The following is a 15770-nucleotide window of genomic DNA, read 5'->3' as shown; positions in this document are numbered from 1 at the left end:
TTTTGCGACTGCTGCGCAGCCGAACGGGACGGTGCGATGTTTCGCTAAATCCCCTTGCCACAAGGCTCACTCCTACAAGGAATCGGGTGTACTTAAAATCCACAGGGCCTGAAGCATGCCGCAACCGTTCATATTCCGTACCGTCGATCTGGATGGTCAGACCATCCGCACGGCGGTACGCCCCGGCAAGCCTCATTTGACGCCCTTGCTGATTTTCAACGGCATCGGCGCCAACCTGGAGCTGGTGTTTCCGTTTGTCGCGGCGCTGGACCCGGATCTGGAAGTGATCGCATTCGACGTGCCCGGTGTCGGTGGCTCCTCGACGCCGAGTCGACCGTACCGCTTTCCGGGTCTGGCCAAACTGACGTCGCGGATGCTCGATTACCTCGACTATGGCCAGGTCAACGTCATCGGCGTGTCGTGGGGCGGCGCGCTGGCGCAGCAGTTCGCCTACGACTACCCCGAGCGCTGCAAGAAACTGGTGCTGGCGGCGACCGCTGCCGGTGCCGTGATGGTGCCGGGCAAGCCGAAAGTGCTGTGGATGATGGCCAGCCCCCGACGCTACATTCAGCCATCCCACGTTATCCGTATCGCGCCGCTGATCTACGGCGGCTCGTTTCGTCGCGACCCGACCCTGGCGGCCAGCCACGCAGCGAAAGTGCGTTCGGCGGGCAAGCTCGGTTACTACTGGCAACTGTTCGCAGGCCTGGGCTGGACCAGCATTCACTGGCTGCACAAGATCCATCAGCCGACGCTGGTGCTGGCCGGCGATGACGATCCGCTGATCCCATTGATCAACATGCGCATGCTCGCCTGGCGCATTCCCAACGCGCAGCTGCACATCATCGACGACGGTCATCTGTTCCTGATTACCCGTGCCGAAGCGGTGGCGCCGATCATCATGAAATTCCTCCAGGAGGAGCGTCAACGCGCCGTGATGCATCCGCATCCGACCCCGCTGGGCGGTTGACCGCAGCGGCAGGCTTTATGCAGGACTTTCTACAGAGTGCGCGGCAGGACGCCGCGCAGGCAGCAACCCGCAACAGCGTCTATGGTGTTCTGGTTCGGTGAGTTTGTTTTTGGCCTGAAGACGAAGGAGTGTTGAGTCATGCGCGACAAACCAGCGACGGGCGTAGTGCCCAGCCCCGCCGTGTTTATCAACGCACAAAGTGCGATCACCGGCCTGCGTGGCCGCGATCTGATTTCGACGCTGCGCAGCGTCGCCGCCCACGGCCTGCGCAATCCGGTTCACAGTGCGAAGCACGCCTTGAAACTCGGCGGCCAGTTGGGCCGCGTGCTGCTGGGCGAAACCCTGCACCCGACCAATCCGCAGGACACCCGTTTCGCTGATCCGGCGTGGAGCCTCAATCCGTTTTACCGGCGCAGCCTGCAGGCGTATCTGGCCTGGCAGAAACAGGTCAAGAGCTGGATCGACGAGAGCAACATGAACCCGGAGGACCGCGCCCGCGCGCACTTCGCGTTTACCTTGCTCAACGACGCCGTGGCGCCGTCCAACACCCTGCTCAACCCGCTGGCGATCAAGGAGCTGTTCAACTCCGGCGGCAACAGCCTGGTGCGCGGCCTCAGCCATTTGTTCGATGACCTGCTGCACAACGATGGCTTGCCACGCCAGGTCACCCGCCAGGCATTCGAGGTCGGCAAGACCGTCGCCACCACCACCGGCTCGGTGGTGTTTCGCAATGAAATGCTTGAACTGATCCAGTACCGGCCAATGAGCGAAAAGCAGTACGCCAAGCCGTTGCTGGTGGTGCCGCCGCAAATCAACAAGTACTACATCTTCGACCTTAGCCCGCACAACAGCTTCGTCCAGTACGCCCTGAAAAACGGCCTGCAGACCTTCATGATCAGTTGGCGCAACCCCGATGTGCGTCATCGTGAATGGGGTCTGTCAACTTACGTCGAAGCAGTGGAGGAAGCGATGAACGTGTGCCGGGCGATCACCGGCGCCCGCGAGGTCAACCTGATGGGCGCCTGCGCCGGCGGCCTGACGATTGCCGCGCTGCAAGGGCATTTACAGGCCAAGCGGCAGTTGCGACGCATCTCCAGCGCGACTTATCTGGTCAGCCTGCTCGACAGTCAGATCGAAACCCCGGCGACCCTGTTTGCCGATGAACAAACCCTCGAAGCGGCCAAACGTCGCTCCTATCAGAAAGGCGTGCTCGACGGTCGCGACATGGCCAAGGTCTTCGCCTGGATGCGCCCCAATGATTTGATCTGGAGCTACTTCGTCAACAACTACCTGCTGGGCAAGGAACCACCGGCCTTCGACATCCTTTACTGGAACAACGACAACACCCGTCTGCCCGCCGCGTTTCACGGTGACTTGCTGGACTTCTTCAAACACAACCCGCTGACCCATCCAGGCGGACTCGAAGTCTGCGGCACGCCCATCGACCTGCAGAAAGTCACCGTCGACAGCTTCAGCGTCGCCGGCATGAACGACCACATCACGCCGTGGGACGCGGTGTATCGCTCGACTCTGTTGTTGGGTGGCGAACGCCGCTTCGTGCTGTCCAACAGCGGCCACGTGCAAAGCATCCTCAACCCGCCAAGCAATCCGAAAGCCGCTTACGTCGAGAACGGCAAGCTGAGCAGCGACCCGCGCGCCTGGTACTACGACGCCAAACACGTCGACGGCAGTTGGTGGCCGCAGTGGCTGGAATGGATTCAGCAACGCTCGGGCGCCCAACACGAAACCTCGATGACCCTCGGCAACCCGAACTATCCACCGATGGAGGCAGCACCCGGTACTTACGTGCGCGTGCGCTGACGCTTAACCGAACTTTTCTAAGAAGACTGGATGAAAACCCGCGACCGGATTCTCGAATGTGCTTTGCAACTGTTCAACGAAAAGGGCGAGCCGAACGTCTCCACCATGGAGGTTGCCAACGAAATGGGCATCAGCCCGGGCAACCTCTACTACCACTTTCACGGCAAGGAGCCGCTGATCCTCGGGTTGTTCGAACGCTTCCACAATGAGCTGGCGCCGCTGCTCGATCCGCCCTCGGATGCCGAGTTGGCGCCGGAGGACTACTGGCTGTTTTTGCATTTGATCGTCGAGCGGCTGGCGCAATACCGGTTCCTGTTTCAGGATCTGTCGAACCTCGCCGGGCGACTGCCAAAACTGGCGAAGGGTATTCGCAATCTGCTCAATGCGTTGAAGCGTACGCTGGCGTCGTTGTTGGCGCGGCTTAAGGCGTCGGGGCAGTTGGTCAGTGACACGCAGGCGTTGGGGCAACTGGTGGAGCAGATCACCATGACGCTGCTGTTTTCCCTGGACTATCAGCGGATTCTCGATCGTGAGGGTGAGGTGAGGCTGGTGGTTTATCAGATCATGATGCTGGTGGCGCCACATCTGTTGCCGCCGGTGAAAGCCGCTACCGAACGAATGGCCCTGCAGTACCTCGAAGATCACGAGTGAATCAAAAGCCCCTCACCCTAGCCCTCTCCCTGAGGGAGAGGGGACTGATTGGGGGATGCTGACGAGTTACACCGACCTGAAAGGACTTTGTTGAATCCATGATCGACTCGATCGTTCAGGTCGACGTACGACGCAAGACACCTCGGTCGGCCCCCTCTCCCTCCGGGAGAGGGCTGGGGTGAGGGTAAGATTTTAAAAAGCACAAACAAAAACGCCCGACCTTCACAGGCCGGGCGTTTTATTTTGCCCTGAAAAATCAGGACTGACTGGTTGGCGTCGACGGGGTCGATGCTGCAGTCGGGGTAGCCACCGGAGTCGGTGCGGCGGCGGAGTTCGACGCGCTGACCGGAGCTGCCGGCGTGGCAGGTTTGGCGGCGGCAGGCGCTGCCGGTTTCGGCGCGGCGGCTTTCGGCGCGGCCGGTTTTTTCACTGCCGGTTTTTTCGCCGCAGCCGGTTTGGCCGCTGGCTTGGCAGCCGGTTTGGCGGCAGCGGTTTTTGCTGCAGGCTTGGCGGCTGGTTTCGCAGCCGTTTTGGCAGCCGGTTTAGCAGCGGTTTTGGCGGCGACCGGTTTGGCTGCTGCTTTGGCGGCAGGCTTGGCAGCGGCAGTTTTGGCTGCCGGCTTGGCGGCGGCTTTCGCTGCAGGTTTGGCCGCAGCTTTTGCCAATGGCTTGGCTGCGCTTTTTGCCGCGGGTTTGGCCGCAGCGGTTTTCGCGGCCGGTTTGGCTGCCGGTTTGGCTGCAGCAGTTTTTGCCGCCACAGGCTGGGCTTTCAGACCGGTGAGTTTTTCGATCTGTCTGGTCAGCGTGTCGACCTTGCTGTTGAGTGCCTTGACCTCATTGCGGCTCGGCACACCCAGGCGCGAAATCGCGCTGTTCAGGCGCTTGTCGAAAGCCCCTTCCAGCTCGTCCCACTTGCCCAGTGCGCGATCTTTCACGCCGCTGATGCGCGATTTGGCCGAGGAAGCGGAGTCCTTGGCGGCATCGACTTTTTTGCCGACTGCCGACTTGGTGAGTTTCTCGGCTTTCTCGCCGTCTTTGACCAATGCATCGAAGAGCTTGCTGCCGTCAGTGTCGATCTTCGAGTACACGCCTAAACCAGCCAGCCAGATTTTGCGGGAGTAGGATTCGACCTTCCCGACCCACGAGCTGCTTTCTTTATCGGTGTTCTTTTTGCCAGCCATCCCGTTCTCCTTAAGATTTTCGCGCGACGCGTTCGAGCAATGCCGTCAGCTCATCGAGCTTAGCAGAGAGTGCCTCAACGTCATGTTTAGACGGAATGCCGATACGATTCAAGGCGCTTGCCACACGGGTGTCGAACGCTTTCTCGACCTTGTCGAGCTGAACTTCGACGCGACCTTTGAAAGAGCTGACTTCACCCTTGGCTTCATCGATCTCGGCGTTGGCTGCTTCGAGCTTTTCGGTGACGGCTTTTTTGCCTTTCTTTTCAACAGTTTGACCAGCCTTGATCAACTCCTGAAAGTAGTCGCTGCCCTCTTGGCCGACCTTGGCGTAGGCACCCAGGCCTGCCAGCCAGATCTTGCGGGCATAGGATTTGACGTCGCTCAGAGCGGAAGTCGAAGCGTCGATTTTTTTCTTCAAAATGACTTTGGCCATGGTGCACCTCACGCGCAGAAGGTTTGAGGAACTGCCCGCAGGTTTGTCGGGCTCAGGCACAAAGTAGGCAGAAAAATTAGAAACGGCACCCTAACAACTGACATAAAAGCCCGAGTGCAGCGCAAAAAAATGTAGGAGTGAGCCTGCTCGCGATAGCGGTCTGTCAGTCACAGAAATTTGACTGACAGACCTCTATCGCGAGCAGGCTCACTCCTACACGGGAACGTGTTTCAGACCAGCGCTTTATCCAGCGCCTTCTCGATCTCGGCTTTGATCATGCCGCTCATGGCCGACATCATGATGCCCAGTTCGACATCGACCCGGATCGAATCGTCGGCCACGTGCACCGCGCCTTTCACGCCGGAGCGTTTGAGATTCAGGGTGTCGCCCGACCACTGCGGTTCGAGGCCATATTGATCGGAGAGTTTCTGCGCCAGTTTGTCGGCCTTCTCGCGGGCGGCTTCCTTGCCCAGGCTGTGAGCACGCTCAACACTGATTTTGGCCATTGAATGATTCCTGTTTTTTGAAGATGACGATGAATGCTTGTCGGTAAATCTTGACCGCATCTGCGGCAAATCGTCCCGAAGGTTGCCCATCTTACCTTTAGCCATTCCAAGACAAAGCATGGCTTGGGGATTAGAATGTCGCGCATTCTCTTTTGGTGACAGCGATATGACTGATCAGCGCAAAGGCAGCGATGCCGAACCCACCACTCACTTCGGCTTCAAAAACGTTCCGGAAAGCCAGAAAGCGGAAAAAGTCGCTGAGGTTTTCCACTCGGTAGCCGCCAAGTACGACCTGATGAACGACCTTCTGTCGGGCGGCATGCACCGTCTGTGGAAGCGTTTCGCGATCGAACTGTCGGGGGTGCGCAGCGGCAACCGCGTGCTGGACATCGCCGGCGGCACCGGCGACCTGACCAAGAAATTCTCGCACCTGGTCGGCCCGACCGGTCAGGTCGTATTGGCCGACATCAACGAATCCATGCTCAAGGTCGGTCGCGACCGCCTGCTGGATCTGGGTGTGTCGGGCAACGTCGAGTTCGTCCAGGCAGACGCAGAAAAACTGCCGTTCCCGGACAACCATTTCGACTGCGTGACCATCGCCTTCGGCCTGCGCAACGTGACGCACAAGGAAGACGCCCTGCGCTCGATGCTGCGCGTGCTCAAGCCTGGCGGTCGCCTGCTGGTGCTGGAATTCTCCAAGCCGACCAACGCGCTGATGTCCAAGGCCTACGACGCCTACTCGTTCGCCTTCATGCCGCTGATGGGCAAGCTGATCACCAACGACTCGGAAAGCTATCGTTACCTGGCCGAATCGATCCGCATGCACCCGAATCAGGAAACCCTGAAGTCGATGATGGTCGACGCCGGTTTTGACCGCGTGACCTATCACAACATGACTGCAGGCATCGTCGCCCTGCACCGCGGCATCAAGCCCTGATGCTGCTGACCGGGCTGCTCGCCAGCGTCGAACTCGGCCTGAACCGCGTGCTGCGTCTCGACAGCACGGCGCTGCCGCGTCTGGCGCATCTGACCGGCAAGGTGATTGCCGTCGACTGCCGCAGCCCGGCGCTGCAACTGTTCATCCTGCCCAGCGATGAAGGCCTGATGCTGGCTTCGCACTGGGAAACCGGCGTCGACTGCACCTTGCGCGCTCCGGCTTCCAGCCTGATCAAACTGGCCGTGAGCAAGGACAAGACCGCCGTGCTGCACGCACCGGAAGTCGAACTCGACGGCGACAGCGGCGTGCTGCTGGAGCTGGCCGGCGTGCTGCAGGATCTCGAGCTGGACTGGGAGTACGAACTCTCGCGCTGGCTGGGACCGGTCGCCACGCAACTGGTCGGTGGTCATCTGCGCAGCCGCGCGCGCTGGTATCAACAAGGATTTGCCAGCCTCAACCAGAATCTCGCCGAATACCTCGCCGAAGAATCGCGCACCCTCGTCGGGCAGCGCGAAGCAGAAGCGCGATTCAGCGAGCTGGACCGGATCAAACTTGATCTGGAACGTCTCGAGGCGCGCTTCGAGCGCCTTTCCCGATCCCTCGACCCAAGCGATAACGCATGAAGCTGCTCGCCGTCCGCCGTCTGTTGCGCATCCAGCGCGTCGTGATCCGCTACCGCCTCGATGATCTGCTGTTCGATCTGCCCTTGCCGTGGTTCCTGCTGGCGCTACGCTATGTCCTGCCGTGGCGCTGGTTCCCGCGCAAGCCGCTGGACCTGAGCCGTGGCGCACGCCTGCGCCTGGCGTTGCAGGACCTGGGGCCGATCTTCATCAAGTTCGGGCAGATCCTCTCGACCCGCCGCGACCTGCTGCCGGAAGACATCGCCGATGAGCTGATGCTGTTGCAGGACCGCGTGCCGCCGTTCGATTCGCAGCTGTCGGTCAAACTGATCGAAGAACAGCTGGGCAAGAAGATCAGCGAAGTGTTCAGCCGCTTCGACGTTGAACCACTGGCCTCGGCCTCAGTGGCGCAGGTACACGCTGCACAGCTGAAAACTGGCGAAGAAGTGGTGGTCAAGGTGATCCGCCCGGGCCTGAAACCGGTGATCGCCCAGGATCTGGCGTGGCTGTTCATCCTCGCCCGCGCGGCCGAAAAGGTCTCCGCCGACGCTCGTCTGCTGCACCCGGTGGACGTGGTGCAGGACTACGAAAAAACCATCTACGACGAACTCGATCTGCTGCGCGAGGCGGCGAATGCCAGCCAGTTGAAGCGCAACTTCGAAGGTTCGCCGCTGCTCTATGTGCCGCAAGTCTATTGGGACTGGTGCCGGCCGAAAGTGCTGGTGATGGAACGGATCTACGGGATTCAGGTGACCGACCTGGCGACCCTCGCCGACCAGCGCACCGACATGAAAATGCTCGCCGAGCGTGGCGTGGAGATCTTCTTCACCCAAGTGTTCCGAGACAGTTTCTTCCACGCCGACATGCACCCGGGCAACATCTTCGTCAGCACCGTCAACCCGTGGAGTCCGCAGTACATCGCAATCGACTGCGGCATCGTCGGCAGCCTGACCCCGGAAGACCAGGATTACCTGGCGCGCAACCTGTTCGCCTTCTTCAAGCGTGACTATCGTCGCGTGGCGCAATTGCACATCGATTCGGGCTGGGTACCGGCGGAAACCAAGCTCAACGAATTCGAGGCAGCGATCCGTACCGTGTGCGAACCGATCTTCGAAAAACCGTTAAAAGATATTTCATTTGGCCAGGTGCTGATGCGTCTGTTCCAGACCGCACGCCGCTTCAACATGGAAGTGCAGCCGCAACTTGTTTTGCTGCAAAAGACCCTTCTGAACATCGAAGGTCTCGGTCGTCAGCTCTATCCGGATCTGGATCTGTGGAACACTGCGCAGCCGTTCCTCGAACGCTGGATGCGCGAGCGCGTCAGCCCGAAAGCCTTGATAGGCAACGTGCAGAGCCAGTTCGAACAACTGCCGCACCTGGCCAACATGGCCCGCGATCTGCTCGAACGCATGTCGCAACCGCACGCCAACGACCCGCCGCCACCTTGGCACAAACGCAAGGACGACTGGTTCCTGCGCCTGCTCGGCAGCGCTCATCTGGCGGGCGGCACCATCCTCGCCGCCGGTGGCCCGCTGAACGAATTGGGGCATTGGCCGGCGGGTATCATGGTGGCAGTCGGCTTGTATCTGGTCGTTCGCCGATAGCCAGTTCCGTGATCGGCTGGCACACTGTTTCAACGCCTGAACCCGACTATTGAAGTGTGGGTTCGCTGTCGGAGTCGAAGATGAAAAACTGGCTGGACGAGATCAAGTGGGACGCCGATGGCCTGGTACCGGCGATTGCCCAGGATCACAAGACCGGACGCGTGCTGATGATGGCCTGGATGAACCGCGAAGCGCTCGAACTGACCGCTGCGGAAAACCGTGCCATCTACTGGTCACGTTCCCGTGGCAAGCTGTGGCGCAAGGGCGAAGAGTCCGGCCACGTACAGACTCTGCATGAAATGCGTCTGGACTGTGACGCCGACGTGATCATCCTGATGGTTGAACAGATCGGCGACATCGCTTGCCATACCGGCCGTCAGAGCTGCTTTTACCGCGTCTTCGAAAACGGCGACTGGAAAACCGTCGATCCGGTGCTGAAAGACCCGCACGCTATTTATTCCGCAGGACACAAACATGAGTGACACCCTGACCCGTCTGGCCGAAGTGCTCGAGGAGCGCAAAGGCGCAGCCGCCGACAGCTCGTATGTGGCTAGTCTGTATCACAAGGGTCTGAACAAGATTCTGGAGAAAGTCGGCGAAGAGTCGGTCGAAACCATTATTGCCGCCAAGGACGCCGCCATCAGCGGCGACTGCAGCGATGTGATCTACGAGACCGCCGACCTGTGGTTCCACAGCATGGTCATGCTCGCCCAACTGGGGCAGCATCCGCAGGCTGTACTCGACGAGCTGGATCGTCGCTTTGGCCTGTCCGGACACGTCGAGAAAGCCTCGCGTCCGTCCGCCTGAACAACTTTTAGAGAGGAACAGCAACATGGGCATTTTTGACTGGAAACACTGGATCGTCATTCTGGTTGTCGTGGTGCTGGTGTTCGGCACCAAGAAACTGAAAAACCTCGGCACCGACGTCGGTGAGTCGATCAAGGGCTTTCGCAAAGCCATGAACGACGACGAGAAGCCGGCCGCCGATCCGACCGTGACGCCTGCGCAACCGGTGCCACCGGTGCAGCCGCAAGCCACCGCTCAGGCCAACCCGCCGCACACCATCGACGTGCAGGCGCAGAAAGTCGAAGAGCCGATCCGCAAAGACGTGTGAGCACTGACTAATGTTTGGTATCAGCTTCTCTGAACTGCTGCTCGTCGGCCTCGTTGCCCTGCTGGTGCTCGGCCCCGAGCGTCTGCCGGGCGCTGCACGCACTGCCGGCCTGTGGGTCGGACGGCTGAAGCGCAGCTTCAACGCGATCAAACAGGAAGTTGAACGTGAAATCGGTGCCGACGAGATCCGTCGGCAACTGCACAACGAGCACATTCTGTCCCTGGAACAAGAGGCGCGGAAAATCTTTCAGCCGGTTCAGCAGGAGCCGACCCCGGTCGAAGTTGAACATGTCGGACAGCAGACGATTCAAGCGCCAACCGCACCTGCTGCAACTGCTCCGACACCAGCACCTGCTGCCGTTGTAGCGCCGACAGAACCGGCGCCCGTTGCCGCAGAAACCTCGGTTGAACACGTTGCTCAAACCGCCGCGCCGATCACACCTGCGCCTCACGATCCTACTTTGCCGCCGCGAGCCCCATGAGCGATCTCCCCGAAAACGACCAGCACATGCCGCTGGTTTCGCACCTCACCGAGTTGCGCACCCGCCTGCTGCGTTGTGTGGCGGCGATATTCATCATCTTCGCCGGTCTGTTCGCCTTCACCCAGCAGATCTACACTTTCGTCTCGACGCCGCTGCGCCAGTACCTGCCGGTCGGCGCGACGATGATCGCCACCGACGTGTCGTCGCCGTTCCTGACGCCGCTGAAACTGACGATGATGGTGTCGCTGTTCCTTGCGATTCCGGTGATCCTGCACCAGATCTGGGGTTTCATCGCGCCGGGCCTGTACAAGCATGAAAAGCGCATCGCTGTGCCGCTGCTGGTCTCCAGCATTCTGCTGTTTTACACCGGCATGGCGTTCGCCTATTACTTCGTGTTCCCGCTGATCTTCAAGTTCTTCGCCGCCGCCACCCCGGCCGGCGTGGAAATGATGACCGACATCGCCAGCTACCTCGACTTCGTCATGACGCTGTTCTTCGCCTTCGGCGTGGCGTTTGAAATCCCGGTGGCCGTGGTGCTGTTGGTGTGGATCGGCGTGGTCGACGTCAAATACCTGAAGAAAATCCGCCCGTACGTGATCATCGGTTGCTTCGTGGTCGGCATGATCCTGACGCCGCCGGACATCTTCTCGCAGACCCTGCTGGCTGTGCCGATGTGGATGCTGTTTGAAATCGGCATTCTGTTCGGTGGCCTGATCAGCAAGCGCGAACGCCCGGATGAAAAGCCGGCTGACGATCACAACGACCAGCCGCCAGCGACCCAGGCATGAACCTGCTGTTGCTCGAAGAGGCCGACTTCATCGCGGTCGACCGCGTGATCCTGCGTGATCGTCGTCTGACCCACATGCAGGAGGTTCACCGCTCGGAAGTCGGTGACAGCCTGCGCGTTGGCCGTATCAACGGGCTGATGGGTTCGGCCGAGCTGCTGCGCCTTGAGGCGGGTGAAGCGGAGCTACGTGTCACCCTCGATCAGCCAGCGCCGGCCAAACTGCCGTTGACCCTGGTGCTCGCGCTACCACGTCCGAAAATGCTCCGCCGGGTGTTCCAGACCGTGGCGACCATGGGCGTGTCGAAGGTGATTCTGGTCAACAGCTACCGCGTCGAGAAGAGCTTCTGGCAGACGCCATTTCTGGAGCCGCAAGCGATTCGCGAAAACTTGATCCTCGGCCTCGAACAAGCCCGGGATACCGTGCTGCCGGAAATCATCATCGAGAAACGCTTCAAGCCTTTCGTTGAGGATCGGCTGCCGGCGATTACCGAAGGCACGCTCGGGCTGGTCGGCCACCCCGGTAACTTCCCGACGTGCCCCCGTGCGCTGAGCGAACCGGTGACGCTGGCCATCGGCCCTGAAGGTGGCTGGATTCCTTACGAAATCGACCTGCTGGCCAAGTCCGGCCTGCAACCGGTGCAACTGGGCGAGCGCATCCTGCGCGTCGAAACCGCCGTCACCGCCCTGCTCGCCCGGCTCTTCTAAACCCCACGTCCCTCGCCACCGGGCCTCCTGCAATACCGGACAAAAGGTGTTACAGATTGCCATCACTCAGCCGATACAGTCCCCATAAGTCCAATTAGTGGTCCGAGGGGAGTCGTCGCATGTACCGTTGGTTAGCCGAGAATCTTGGGAACGTCAGCGTCAAACGCAAGCTGGGAATCGGTTTCGGCCTGGTGCTGTTGCTGACGCTGTTGATCACCTTCACCGGCTGGACCGGCATGAGCGGCATCATCAGCCGTGGCGACAAGCTCGGTTTTATCTCCAGCCTCAACGAACTGACCAAGGACCTGCGCCTGGCGCGTCTGGACTATGAAGCACGCCGTGGCGAACAAGGCCCGGGCGCGGTCAATGAGCTGCTGAGCAAACTTGATAGCGGTCTGCAAACCGCCCGCAGCCTGATCGAACAACCCGCCGACGCGGCGATGGTCGATCAGCAATTGGCTGCCGTGGCTGAATACAAGCGCGCCTTCGCCGACATGACCCAAGCCACCGTGCAGCGTGAAGACGCCCGCAGCAAGCTCGGCGCCAGTGCCGACAACGCCGTGGCGAAAGTCGCCGAAGTGGAAAAATCCATGCTTGCGGGTGACAGCGTCGCGCAATTCAACAGCGTGATCGAGCTGAGCAAACTGCTGCAACAGGCGCGCTATCAGGTTCGCGGCTATACCTACAGCGGCAAGGCCGAGGCTGAGCAGCCGGCGCTGGACGCCATCGACAATGCCTTGAAAAACCTCGAAAGCTTGCCGGCGAAACTGCCGGAACAGCACATCGCCAACCTGCAACAGGCGACCGACTCGATCAAGGCCTACCGTGCGGCTGTCGCCCAGTTCCGCGACTCGCAGGTCAACAATGCCAAGGCTCAGGCGCGCATGTCGACTCAGGGCGACATCCTGCTCGATGTCAGCAAGAAACTCACCGAATCGCAGACCGTCGTACGCGACACCGACGCCGCTCACGCCAAGAACATGCTGATCATCGCTACCTTGCTGGCCGTGGCCTTCGGTCTGCTGGCGGCTTGGGCGATCACGCGGCAGATCATCATTCCGCTGAACCAGACCCTGAAAGTCGCCGAGCGCGTCGCCGCTGGTGACCTGACCCACAATCTGGTGTCCCAGCGTCGCGACGAACTCGGCCAGTTGCAGCGGTCGATGCAAAGCATGACCCAAGGCCTGCGCGACCTGATCGGCGGGATCAGCGATGGCGTCACCCAGATCGCCAGCGCCGCCGAAGAACTGTCGGCAGTGACCGAGCAGACCAGCGCCGGGGTCAACAATCAGAAGATCGAGACCGATCAGGTCGCCACCGCCATGAACGAAATGGCCGCGACCGTGCAGGAAGTCGCGCGCAACGCCGAGGAAGCCTCCGAAGCCGCCGTGGCTGCCGACCAGCAGGCTCGTGAAGGCGACAAAGTCGTCGGCGAAGCCATCGCGCAGATCGAACGTCTGGCCGCCGAAGTCGGCCACTCCACCGAAGCCATGGGCGAGCTCAAACGCGAAAGTGACAAGATCGGCAGCGTCCTCGACGTGATCAAGTCCGTGGCACAGCAAACCAACCTGCTAGCACTCAACGCGGCGATTGAAGCGGCGCGTGCCGGTGAAGCCGGACGTGGTTTTGCCGTGGTTGCCGACGAAGTGCGCAGCCTCGCCCAGCGCACGCAGAAGTCCACCGAAGAGATCGAAGAGCTGATCGTCGGCCTGCAGAACGGCACCCAGCAAGTCGCAACGATCATGGACAACAGCCGCACCCTGACCGACAGCAGCGTCGAGCTGACCCGTCGTGCCGGTGGTTCGCTGGAAAGCATCACCCGCACTGTGTCGGCGATTCAGGCGATGAACCAGCAGATTGCGGCGGCGGCCGAGCAGCAGAGTGCGGTGGCTGAAGAAATCAACCGTAGCGTGTTGAATGTGCGCGATGTGTCGGATCAAACGTCGGCGGCGAGCGAAGAGACAGCGGCGTCCAGCGCTGAGCTGGCGCGGTTGGGCACGCATCTGCAGATGCTGGTCGGCCGGTTCAAGGTCTGAGTCGATGCGCAAACCTCGGTTCATTCAGAACCGAGGTGATGCCTTCGCGAGCAAGCCCGCTCCCACAGGGCACGGAGGTGTTGCCCAGATGACATGAGCGCCACCAAACCACTGTGGGAGCGGGCTTGCTCGCGAAGGCTTACCGGCAGACGCTGAAATTAAAGGACCTGACGCAGGAAGGCCTGAGCGCGGGGATCTTTCGGCGCATCAAAGAACTCTGCCGGCGCGGCATCTTCGAGCAATTTGCCGTGATCGAAGAACAACACCCGATCCGCCACTTCCCGGGCGAAACCCATTTCGTGGGTCACGCAGACCATGGTCATGCCTTCCACGGCCAGGTTTTTCATAACATCCAGCACTTCGCCGACCATTTCCGGGTCGAGCGCCGAAGTCGGCTCGTCAAACAACATGACCTTCGGCTCCATCGCCAGCGCCCGGGCAATCGCCACACGCTGCTGCTGACCGCCGGAGAGGCGTGACGGAAACTCATTGGCCTTCTGCGCAATGCCGACCTTTTGCAGCAACTCCATGGCCTTGGCTTCGCGCTCTTTCTTGCCACGCCTGCGCACGACTTTCTGTGCCAGGCACAGGTTCTCCAGCACGGTCATGTGCGGGAACAGGTTGAAATGCTGGAACACCATGCCGACTTCTCGACGATAGGCGTTGACGTCGGTTTTCGGGTCGGCCAGTTGCAGGCCGTCGATGCTCACCGAGCCGGAATCGAATTCCTCCAGACCATTGAGGCAACGCAGGAAGGTCGACTTGCCGGAGCCGGATGGGCCGATCACCACCAGCACTTCGCCCTTGGCGACGGAAGTGGTGACGTTATCCACAGCCCGTACCACCTGGCCACGGGTGTCGAAAACTTTTACCAGATCGCGGACTTCAATCACTTTGCGCGAGCCTCCGCTCAAGCCGGCTGGCGATTTTCGACAGCGGTAGGTTGATCAACAGGTACAAACCGGCGACGCAGAACAGAATCTCGAACGGCGAAAACGAGGTGGTGATGACTTCACGACCGCTTTTCAGCAGTTCGGTGATAGCGATCACCGACACCAGCGAGGTGTCCTTGACCAGGCTGATGAACTGCCCGGCCAGCGGTGGAAGCACGCGTTTGAACGCTTGCGGCAACACCACATGGCGCATCGACTGGCCGGCACTCAGGCCGAGCGAACGCGCCGCTTCGTTCTGGCCGCGTGCAATCGACTGCACACCGGAGCGGATGATTTCTGCCACGTAGGCGCCGGTGAACAGCGACAGTGCAGCGATCCCGGCGAACTCGCGGGACAGGTTCATCACCGTGCCGATGAAGAAGTAGAAAATAAAGATCTGCACCAGCAGTGGCGTACCGCGCACCAGCTCGACGTAAATGCTCGACAGATCACGCAGGGTCGGGTTGCTCGACAAGCGGCACAGCCCGGTGACCAGACCGATCAGCAGGCCGAGAACACCAGAGACCACCGACAGCCAAAGCGTCGTCCACAGCCCCCACAACAGCGGCCCAGCCGCCCAATGCCGGGTTACGCCCACGACGTCGCCTTCCGCGACATCGTCGCCCTGAGCGAATTGCAGGCTGTTTTCGTCGACGGTCAGGTGCTGCTCGTCACCGGCGTCGTTGCGCAGGGTGATTTGCGCACTGCCGCCCTTGCGCACCAGTTCACTGACCGTGGAAATGTCGGCAGCGCGCTGGGTTTCTTCGGCCTGATAGGCGAAGTACTGCGGCACGCGGTTCCAGCGCCATTCGTAGGACATCAGCGACGTCGCGTAATACAACGCGCCGGCCAGGCCGATCAGCACCAGCACGGTGAGGACGTGCCAGGGCCATTGGGCTTTTTTCTGTTTCATGGGTTTAGCGAAATCCGAAAGTTGTGTCGCCGGGGAGGCCGTCTTCGCGGGCAAGTCGAATCGTCGCACCGCCGCTCCCA

General features: G+C 60.6%; 18 protein-coding genes. 13 read left to right on the top strand and 5 right to left on the bottom strand.

Going from position 1 to position 15770, the window contains the following annotated elements; translation table 11 throughout:
* Nucleotides 1-115 precede the first annotated feature (115 nt).
* The 3 genes from phaZ to F2P67_RS06115 all read left to right on the top strand — a co-directional run bounded on the left by phaZ (nucleotide 116) and on the right by F2P67_RS06115 (nucleotide 3442).
* A complete protein-coding gene (gene phaZ / locus F2P67_RS06125; RefSeq protein WP_166218559.1) occupies nucleotides 116-970 on the top strand; it encodes a poly(3-hydroxyalkanoate) depolymerase in 855 nt (284 codons plus the stop codon).
* 138 nt (nucleotides 971-1108) lie between these two features.
* Entirely contained in the window at nucleotides 1109-2791 is a 1683-nt protein-coding gene (phaC, locus tag F2P67_RS06120; protein ID WP_166218557.1) for a class II poly(R)-hydroxyalkanoic acid synthase, read from the top strand.
* A gap of 30 nt (nucleotides 2792-2821) precedes the next feature.
* Nucleotides 2822-3442, top strand: a complete 621-nt coding sequence (locus F2P67_RS06115; protein WP_166218555.1) for a TetR/AcrR family transcriptional regulator — start codon at nucleotides 2822-2824, stop codon at nucleotides 3440-3442.
* Between the two features lie 256 nt (nucleotides 3443-3698).
* On the opposite strand, the gene F2P67_RS06110 is transcribed toward F2P67_RS06115, so the two are convergent.
* The 3 genes from F2P67_RS06110 to F2P67_RS06100 all read right to left on the bottom strand — a co-directional run bounded on the left by F2P67_RS06110 (nucleotide 3699) and on the right by F2P67_RS06100 (nucleotide 5561).
* Nucleotides 3699-4622: a phasin family protein gene (locus F2P67_RS06110; RefSeq protein ID WP_166218553.1), complete on the bottom strand. Its 924-nt coding sequence runs from the start codon at nucleotides 4620-4622 to the stop codon at nucleotides 3699-3701.
* A gap of 10 nt (nucleotides 4623-4632) precedes the next feature.
* Nucleotides 4633-5055, bottom strand: coding sequence for a phasin family protein (locus F2P67_RS06105; protein WP_166218551.1), 423 nt, complete (start codon nucleotides 5053-5055; stop codon nucleotides 4633-4635).
* A gap of 230 nt (nucleotides 5056-5285) precedes the next feature.
* Nucleotides 5286-5561: a polyhydroxyalkanoic acid system family protein gene (locus F2P67_RS06100; RefSeq protein ID WP_003220859.1), complete on the bottom strand. Its 276-nt coding sequence runs from the start codon at nucleotides 5559-5561 to the stop codon at nucleotides 5286-5288.
* A 166-nt stretch (nucleotides 5562-5727) separates the two neighbouring features.
* Here F2P67_RS06100 and ubiE point away from each other — a divergent pair, with 166 nt between their 5' ends.
* The 10 genes from ubiE (at nucleotide 5728) to F2P67_RS06050 (ending at nucleotide 13845) form a co-directional block, all read left to right on the top strand.
* Nucleotides 5728-6498, top strand: coding sequence for a bifunctional demethylmenaquinone methyltransferase/2-methoxy-6-polyprenyl-1,4-benzoquinol methylase UbiE (ubiE, locus tag F2P67_RS06095; RefSeq protein WP_003220857.1), 771 nt, complete (start codon nucleotides 5728-5730; stop codon nucleotides 6496-6498).
* The gene (locus F2P67_RS06090) at nucleotides 6498-7121 is read left to right on the top strand and encodes a ubiquinone biosynthesis accessory factor UbiJ (RefSeq protein ID WP_007909360.1); all 624 of its coding nucleotides are present in this window, start codon (nucleotides 6498-6500) and stop codon (nucleotides 7119-7121) included. Before ubiE ends, F2P67_RS06090 begins: the two co-directional genes overlap by 1 nt.
* Nucleotides 7118-8722, top strand: coding sequence for a ubiquinone biosynthesis regulatory protein kinase UbiB (gene ubiB, locus F2P67_RS06085; protein WP_166218549.1), 1605 nt, complete (start codon nucleotides 7118-7120; stop codon nucleotides 8720-8722). Before F2P67_RS06090 ends, ubiB begins: the two co-directional genes overlap by 4 nt.
* Nucleotides 8723-8802: 80 nt before the next feature.
* Nucleotides 8803-9204 (top strand): phosphoribosyl-AMP cyclohydrolase, encoded by a 402-nt coding sequence (gene hisI, locus F2P67_RS06080; protein WP_007909357.1) that lies wholly within the window; start codon nucleotides 8803-8805, stop codon nucleotides 9202-9204.
* Nucleotides 9197-9529 (top strand): phosphoribosyl-ATP diphosphatase, encoded by a 333-nt coding sequence (locus tag F2P67_RS06075; protein WP_007909355.1) that lies wholly within the window; start codon nucleotides 9197-9199, stop codon nucleotides 9527-9529. The genes hisI and F2P67_RS06075 overlap by 8 nt, the downstream gene beginning before the upstream one ends.
* Nucleotides 9530-9554: 25 nt before the next feature.
* Nucleotides 9555-9836, top strand: coding sequence for a twin-arginine translocase TatA/TatE family subunit (locus F2P67_RS06070; protein WP_003220847.1), 282 nt, complete (start codon nucleotides 9555-9557; stop codon nucleotides 9834-9836).
* A gap of 10 nt (nucleotides 9837-9846) precedes the next feature.
* The gene (tatB, locus tag F2P67_RS06065) at nucleotides 9847-10317 is read left to right on the top strand and encodes a Sec-independent protein translocase protein TatB (RefSeq protein ID WP_166218547.1); all 471 of its coding nucleotides are present in this window, start codon (nucleotides 9847-9849) and stop codon (nucleotides 10315-10317) included.
* Complete coding sequence (tatC, locus tag F2P67_RS06060) at nucleotides 10314-11105, top strand: twin-arginine translocase subunit TatC (RefSeq protein WP_166218545.1); 792 nt, start codon at nucleotides 10314-10316, stop codon at nucleotides 11103-11105. The genes tatB and tatC overlap by 4 nt, the downstream gene beginning before the upstream one ends.
* The gene (locus F2P67_RS06055; RefSeq protein WP_166218543.1) at nucleotides 11102-11809 is read left to right on the top strand and encodes a 16S rRNA (uracil(1498)-N(3))-methyltransferase; all 708 of its coding nucleotides are present in this window, start codon (nucleotides 11102-11104) and stop codon (nucleotides 11807-11809) included. Before tatC ends, F2P67_RS06055 begins: the two co-directional genes overlap by 4 nt.
* Before the next feature lie 119 nt (nucleotides 11810-11928).
* Nucleotides 11929-13845 carry a methyl-accepting chemotaxis protein gene (locus tag F2P67_RS06050; protein WP_166218540.1) on the top strand — a complete coding sequence of 639 codons (1917 nt, stop codon included), beginning with the start codon at nucleotides 11929-11931 and terminating at the stop codon, nucleotides 13843-13845.
* Nucleotides 13846-14003: 158 nt separating this feature from the next.
* Here the strand turns inward: F2P67_RS06050 and F2P67_RS06045 are convergent, their stop codons facing one another.
* Both F2P67_RS06045 and F2P67_RS06040 read right to left on the bottom strand, forming a co-directional pair.
* On the bottom strand, nucleotides 14004-14738 hold the full coding sequence (locus F2P67_RS06045) for an ATP-binding cassette domain-containing protein (protein WP_166218538.1): 735 nt from the start codon (nucleotides 14736-14738) through the stop codon (nucleotides 14004-14006).
* Nucleotides 14731-15690 carry an amino acid ABC transporter permease gene (locus F2P67_RS06040; protein WP_166218536.1) on the bottom strand — a complete coding sequence of 320 codons (960 nt, stop codon included), beginning with the start codon at nucleotides 15688-15690 and terminating at the stop codon, nucleotides 14731-14733. Before F2P67_RS06040 ends, F2P67_RS06045 begins: the two co-directional genes overlap by 8 nt.
* Nucleotides 15691-15770: the final 80 nt, after the last annotated feature.

The organism is Pseudomonas atagonensis, assembly GCF_011369485.1.
GTDB lineage: Bacteria > Pseudomonadota > Gammaproteobacteria > Pseudomonadales > Pseudomonadaceae > Aquipseudomonas > Aquipseudomonas atagonensis.
Note: the sequence above shows the minus strand (reverse complement) of the source record. Positions and strands in the feature narration are given on the sequence as shown.

Excerpts from the sequence above, each read along its gene's own strand:
- phaZ (WP_166218559.1), top strand. The coding sequence starts at position 116 with ATGCCGCAACCGTTCATATTCCGTACCGTCGATCTGGATGGTCAGACC.
- phaC (WP_166218557.1), top strand. The coding sequence starts at position 1,109 with ATGCGCGACAAACCAGCGACGGGCGTAGTGCCCAGCCCCGCCGTGTTT.
- F2P67_RS06115 (WP_166218555.1), top strand. The coding sequence starts at position 2,822 with ATGAAAACCCGCGACCGGATTCTCGAATGTGCTTTGCAACTGTTCAAC.
- F2P67_RS06110 (WP_166218553.1), bottom strand. The coding sequence starts at position 4,622 with ATGGCTGGCAAAAAGAACACCGATAAAGAAAGCAGCTCGTGGGTCGGG.
- F2P67_RS06105 (WP_166218551.1), bottom strand. The coding sequence starts at position 5,055 with ATGGCCAAAGTCATTTTGAAGAAAAAAATCGACGCTTCGACTTCCGCT.
- F2P67_RS06100 (WP_003220859.1), bottom strand. The coding sequence starts at position 5,561 with ATGGCCAAAATCAGTGTTGAGCGTGCTCACAGCCTGGGCAAGGAAGCC.
- ubiE (WP_003220857.1), top strand. The coding sequence starts at position 5,728 with ATGACTGATCAGCGCAAAGGCAGCGATGCCGAACCCACCACTCACTTC.
- F2P67_RS06090 (WP_007909360.1), top strand. The coding sequence starts at position 6,498 with ATGCTGCTGACCGGGCTGCTCGCCAGCGTCGAACTCGGCCTGAACCGC.
- ubiB (WP_166218549.1), top strand. The coding sequence starts at position 7,118 with ATGAAGCTGCTCGCCGTCCGCCGTCTGTTGCGCATCCAGCGCGTCGTG.
- hisI (WP_007909357.1), top strand. The coding sequence starts at position 8,803 with ATGAAAAACTGGCTGGACGAGATCAAGTGGGACGCCGATGGCCTGGTA.
- F2P67_RS06075 (WP_007909355.1), top strand. The coding sequence starts at position 9,197 with ATGAGTGACACCCTGACCCGTCTGGCCGAAGTGCTCGAGGAGCGCAAA.
- F2P67_RS06070 (WP_003220847.1), top strand. The coding sequence starts at position 9,555 with ATGGGCATTTTTGACTGGAAACACTGGATCGTCATTCTGGTTGTCGTG.
- tatB (WP_166218547.1), top strand. The coding sequence starts at position 9,847 with ATGTTTGGTATCAGCTTCTCTGAACTGCTGCTCGTCGGCCTCGTTGCC.
- tatC (WP_166218545.1), top strand. The coding sequence starts at position 10,314 with ATGAGCGATCTCCCCGAAAACGACCAGCACATGCCGCTGGTTTCGCAC.
- F2P67_RS06055 (WP_166218543.1), top strand. The coding sequence starts at position 11,102 with ATGAACCTGCTGTTGCTCGAAGAGGCCGACTTCATCGCGGTCGACCGC.
- F2P67_RS06050 (WP_166218540.1), top strand. The coding sequence starts at position 11,929 with ATGTACCGTTGGTTAGCCGAGAATCTTGGGAACGTCAGCGTCAAACGC.
- F2P67_RS06040 (WP_166218536.1), bottom strand. The coding sequence starts at position 15,690 with ATGAAACAGAAAAAAGCCCAATGGCCCTGGCACGTCCTCACCGTGCTG.